The organism is Longimicrobium sp., from assembly GCF_036554565.1.
In the GTDB taxonomy this organism is placed as follows: domain Bacteria; phylum Gemmatimonadota; class Gemmatimonadetes; order Longimicrobiales; family Longimicrobiaceae; genus Longimicrobium.
This window is the reverse complement of the sequence record NZ_DATBNB010000087.1, coordinates 1-4981: the sequence shown is the minus strand read 5'-3', so window position 1 is coordinate 4981 and position 4981 is coordinate 1. Positions and strand designations below refer to the sequence as shown.

Below are 4981 nucleotides of genomic sequence, written 5' to 3'. Positions count from 1 at the left end.
AAGGTGCGTGCACGTATCCATCAGGTTCTCCCTCGCTGAAATGTCGAAAAGCTAGACAGCCGCGCCGATGTGGGCGTGCACGAAGCTGATGGCCATGGAGCCCTCGCCCACGGCCGAGGCCACGCGCTTGACCGACCCGGCACGCACGTCTCCCGCGGCGAACACGCCGGGCAGGCTGGTCTCCAGGAAGTATGGCGCGCGTGCAGCTTCCTTCCACGCCTCCACGGACAGGCCGTCGCGCTTCGTCTCCTCGCCGGTGAGCACGAAGCCATTGCGGTCCAGCTCCACGCACCCGCTCAGCCACGCCGTGCGCGGCTGCGCGCCGATGAACAGAAACAGCGCGCGGGTGGGGATCACCCTCTCCTCATCCACTCCGGCGTAGCGCAGGCGAACCTCGCGCAGCGCGCCGTCGCCCTCCACCGCGGAAACCTGGCAGGCCTGGTGGACGGTGATGTTGGGCGTGCGCTCCACCCGATCTACCAGGTAGCGCGACATGCCCTTGCCCAGGTCGTCGCCCCGGATCACCACGTTCACCCGGGCGGCGTGCCGCGACAGGTACATGGCCGCCTGCCCCGCGGAGTTGCCCCCGCCCACAATGACCACTTCTTCGCCCCCGCACAGCCGCGCCTCCATCTCCGTAGCGGCGTAGTACACGCCCGCGCCCTCCAGCTGGCGCAGGTTGGGGATGCCCAGCGTGCGGTACTCGGCGCCGCTGGCCACCAGCACGCAGCGGGTGACGAGCCGCGAGCCGTCATCCAGCGTCACCACGCGCAAGCCGCCCTGCGTCCCCAGCCGCACGGCCGATTGCGGAACGGAGATGCGTGCGCCGAACTTCTGCGCCTGCAGCAGCGCGTTGCGCGCCAGCTCGGGGCCGGAGATGCCCGCGGGAAAGCCCAGGTAGTTCTCGATGCGCGAGCTGGTGCCGGCCTGCCCGCCCACGCCCTCGCCCTCCACCGTCAGCACGCGCAGCCCCTCCGAGGCGGCGTACACGGCGGCCGCCAGCCCGGCGGGCCCGGCACCGACCACCACCAGGTCGAACACCTCGCCCTCGGCAACGTGCGCCTCCAGCCCCATGTAGTGCGCCAGCTCGGGAATGCTGGGGTTGGCGAGCAGCTCGCCGCCGCGTCCGACGACGATGGGCGTCTGCTCCGGAAGCACGTGAAATCGGCAGAGCAGCTCCTCGGCGAGCGGGTCCTGCTCCACGTCCACCCAGGTGAACGGGATGTTGTTGCGGCTGCAGAACTCGCGGATGGCGTGCGCCTGGGGGGAGAAGCGCGAGCCGATGATCTGCATCCCCCGGTAGCCGTCGCTCAGCAGCAGCTGCCGGCGCATCAGGAAGGCGCGAAGCAGCACCTCGCTGATGTCCGGGATTTCGCGGATCACCCGGCGCAGCGCTTCGGAATCCAGCTCCAGCACCTGGCCCGGCCCCAGCATCTGCGCGCGCACCAGGCTGGTGCGGCCGGAAAGCATGTCGACGTCGCCGCTGAACTCGCCGGCGCGGTGAACGGTGATCCGGCGCACCTCGTCGCCCGAGGGGTCCACGATCTCCATCTCGCCTTCGAGCACCACGAAGAACGGCATCCCGCGCTGGCCCTCTTCCCACAGCGTTTCGCCCGCGCCGACGTGCCGCAGCGTTCCGCGGGGCCGCAGCGCGTGGATCTGCGCCGCGGTGAGCGTGGGAAAGGCGATGTCGTGGTCGGTAATCATGGCGCTGCACCGAACGGGATGGACCGAAGGCTGACGCCGATGAGAATACATCGTCCCCGCGGCGCTGTACAACGGGGCTGGCGCCGCGGGCACCGGGAGCGCAACCTTTCCGGCAGCACCGGAGTCAGTGAGAGGAACTCCAGGCCCACATCCACCCGCACCCCGCCGGCCCATGCGACCGATCCGCCTGCTGCTGCCCCTGCTGTTTGTCGCCCTGACCGCGGCGGACGCCCGCGCGCAGGCCGCGCCGCCGAACTTTCGCGACGAGTTCCTTCGCCAGTTCAACAACTCGATGATCAAGTTCATCGAACTCGCGGAGGCCATGCCGGAGGACCGCTACGCGTGGAGCCCGGGCGAGGGAGTGATGCCGGTCGCCCGCGTCTACGCGCACGTGGGCCACTATAACTACTACTATCCCGCGTCTTCGATGGGCGTGGCCGCGCCCCAAGGACTGGATGCCGACAGCGTGGAAAATCGGGCCCGCAAGGCCGAGGTGCTGGACCTGCTGCGCAGCTCGCACGAGCACGTGCGGCAGGTGGTGCGCGGGATCAGCGACGGGCAGCTGGCGGCGACCACCAAGCTGTACGGGCGCGACGTGCCGCAGTGGTCGGTGCTGCTGCAGCTGCTGGCGCACATGAACGAGCACCTGGGCCAGTCCATCGCCTACGCGCGGATGAACGGCGTGGTGCCGCCCTGGTCACAGTAACAGCGTAGCGAGCGAAAACCGCCGATCTCGCGGGGGCGATCGACACTCTGTCCACGTTCCAGCATCCGCCGCTACATTGGGCGGATGAAACTGAACGACCGGAGCCTTGCCGTCGATCCCCCCGCCCCCGTGCTCCAGCTGCGGGACGCGTGCGGCGCCGAGTGGCCGAACATCACCGCTTCACGCGAGCGCTCGGCGGCCAAGCTCAAGGCCTTGAGGGTCCACCTGACCGCCGCCGTCCCGCAGGATACGACGCTGGTCGTGTTCGGCTCGCTCGCGCGCAACGAGTTCACGGCGGGAAGCGACGTGGATTGGACCCTCCTGGTGGACGGCGCCGCCAATCCGGAGCACTGGGACACCACGCAGCGGATCCGGGCAAAGCTCGGCTCGCTCGGCATCAATCCTCCGACCGCCGGTGGTGCTTTCGGAAGCCTCACCTTCAGCCACGACCTGATCCACAAGATCGGGGGCGACGACGACACGAACCAGAACACCACGCAACGCCTGCTCCTTCTGCTGGAGTCGGCGTGCATCGGGCCCGCCCGAGCGTACGAGCACGTGGTGGAGAGCATTCTCACGCGGTATATCGAAGAAGACCTGCTGAGCCCCAACGACACCCCGTTCCGCGTTCCACGGTTCCTCCTGAACGACTTTGCGCGGTACTGGCGAACCATGGCCGTGGACTTCGCCCACAAGCGCCGCGTGCGCCAGGCCGACAAGTGGGCGCTCCGCACCACGAAGCTGCGCCTGTCGCGAAAGCTGCTGTACAGTGCGGGGCTGCTGAGCTGCTATCTGTGTGGCGAACAGTTCCCCGGAGCACGCCGCACCAGCCCCTATCACGACGCGCGGCAGGTGACGCAGTATCTTGCCCAGCTCGTGGGAGCGACGCCGCTGGACATCGTGGCGCAAGTCGTGCTAGATTCCTTCGGGGAAACTTCGGTCGCGGGGCGAGCCATCTTCGATACGTACGACGAGTTCCTGGGCGTGATGAACGACGCGGGAAAGCGCGAAACGTTGAAGCGGCTGCGCCCCGAGGAGGCAGATTCCAATGCGGTGTACCAGGAAGCTCGCCAGTTGGGAACCCGGTTCCACGATGCGCTGACGCGGCTTTTCTTCGAAGTGCCGCTACGGGAGTTCACCATCCGCTACGGGGTGTTCTGATGGACTGCATCGGCTTCTCTACCGGATGCATCGCGCTGTCCGATGCCCGCGCCGCGCTTGGCCTGCTGTTTGGGCATCAGACGGACGCCATCGAGCTCTCGGCACTGCGCATTCACGAACTCGGCCCCCTGGTCGCCGGCCTTCCCGCGCTGCCCCTCGACGGGTACCACTACATCTCCGTTCATGCGCCCAGCGCGTTCCCGCGGGCCAAGGAGCGCGAGGTCGCACGGGCGCTTCGCCCCATCGCCCAACGCGGGTGGCAGGTGGTGGTTCACCCCGACACGCTGCACGACGCCGGGGTGTGGGCGGAGTTCGGAAGTACGCTTTGCGTGGAGAACATGGACCGCCGGAAGCCGATCGGGCGCACGGCGGCGGAGATGCACGCCGTGTTCAAGCACCTGCCCGCGGCGTCGTTCTGCCTGGACCTGGCCCACGCACGCCAGTGTGACCCCTCGATGCGCGAGACCGTTCGGATGTTGCAGGCCTTCGGCGACCGCATCACACAGGTTCACCTGAGCGAGCTGAATGAGCAAAGCCGGCACGTGCGCCTGAGCGAGGCGGCTGCCGACGACTTCGAACGCGTTGCGCGGCTCATCCCGCCGCATGTTCCCGTGATCATCGAATCGCCCGTCCAGTCGTTCGAGATCGGCGCGGAACTCGAGATTTGCTTGCGCGCGATGGGCCGCGCACCCGCCTACGCGTGACCTCTTCGGCCTGCACGCTGGGCGAAAAAACAAGGGCGGAGGCCGCGGAGATTTCGTCTCCCGACCTCCACCCGTTCTTCATCTCCGGTTCCGCCCGATCGTCGTTCCTCTGCGTCCTCTCGGTTCCCTCTGCGGCCTCTGCGTGAAATGCAGTTCTGGTTCTTCGACGAATGCGCAGAGATCGCCTAGTTCGCGGTCGTCGCCTGCACGGCGGGGTCGATGACCGCCTGGTTGCGCATGTACCAGGCTACATTCGCGCGGCGGCGGTCGCCGGCGGCTTTCGATCCCGCGACGGCGTCCAGCCCCGCCGGGTTCGTCGCGAACATTTCGTCGGTCGCCGCTTCCCAGATCATCGTCACCACCCGGTCCCACTCTTCCGCCGTCAGCCCGGCCTGGCGCAGCGCGGAATCCAGGCGCTCCGCGGTGGACTGCACGGCCGCGGCGCCCGCCTGGTTCATCCGCACGGCCAGCTCGCCGCCCTCACCCTGCGCCTCCACCTGCATGATCATCACTGCGCCGTCCAGGTCGGCGCAGGGGATGTATGAATCGTAGCCGGGCGCGCGGCCCTCGCGGGCGTCCCTGCCGATCCTGACCACCGCCGCGGGCCCGAAATCGCGCGGATCGTTCATCATGATCAGCAGGCGGCCGTCGGGCGAGCGGACCTGGTATCCCAGGTCCCACTGGCCCGTCCAAGACCAGCCCC

5 protein-coding genes are annotated in these 4981 nt (G+C 68.3%); 3 read left to right on the top strand and 2 right to left on the bottom strand.

From position 1 onward, the window contains the following. Window positions 1-51: 51 nt before the first annotated feature. Window positions 52-1707: an FAD-dependent oxidoreductase gene (locus VIB55_RS02360; protein ID WP_331875058.1), complete on the bottom strand. Its 1656-nt coding sequence runs from the start codon at window positions 1705-1707 to the stop codon at window positions 52-54. 172 nt (window positions 1708-1879) lie between these two features. Here VIB55_RS02360 and VIB55_RS02355 point away from each other — a divergent pair, with 172 nt between their 5' ends. The 3 genes from VIB55_RS02355 (at window position 1880) to VIB55_RS02345 (ending at window position 4278) form a co-directional block, all read left to right on the top strand. Next, window positions 1880-2413 carry a DinB family protein gene (locus VIB55_RS02355; protein ID WP_331875057.1) on the top strand — a complete coding sequence of 178 codons (534 nt, stop codon included), beginning with the start codon at window positions 1880-1882 and terminating at the stop codon, window positions 2411-2413. A gap of 84 nt (window positions 2414-2497) precedes the next feature. Continuing rightward, window positions 2498-3574 (top strand): nucleotidyltransferase domain-containing protein, encoded by a 1077-nt coding sequence (locus VIB55_RS02350; protein WP_331875056.1) that lies wholly within the window; start codon window positions 2498-2500, stop codon window positions 3572-3574. Further along, complete coding sequence (locus VIB55_RS02345; RefSeq protein WP_331875055.1) at window positions 3574-4278, top strand: TIM barrel protein; 705 nt, start codon at window positions 3574-3576, stop codon at window positions 4276-4278. The genes VIB55_RS02350 and VIB55_RS02345 overlap by 1 nt, the downstream gene beginning before the upstream one ends. Window positions 4279-4463: 185 nt before the next feature. Here the strand turns inward: VIB55_RS02345 and VIB55_RS02340 are convergent. After that, window positions 4464-4981 (bottom strand): hypothetical protein (locus tag VIB55_RS02340; protein WP_331875054.1); only part of this gene is annotated, 518 nt, incomplete at its 5' end.

Excerpts from the sequence above, each read along its gene's own strand:
- VIB55_RS02345 (WP_331875055.1), top strand. The coding sequence starts at position 3,574 with ATGGACTGCATCGGCTTCTCTACCGGATGCATCGCGCTGTCCGATGCC.
- VIB55_RS02355 (WP_331875057.1), top strand. The coding sequence starts at position 1,880 with ATGCGACCGATCCGCCTGCTGCTGCCCCTGCTGTTTGTCGCCCTGACC.
- VIB55_RS02360 (WP_331875058.1), bottom strand. The coding sequence starts at position 1,707 with ATGATTACCGACCACGACATCGCCTTTCCCACGCTCACCGCGGCGCAG.
- VIB55_RS02350 (WP_331875056.1), top strand. The coding sequence starts at position 2,498 with ATGAAACTGAACGACCGGAGCCTTGCCGTCGATCCCCCCGCCCCCGTG.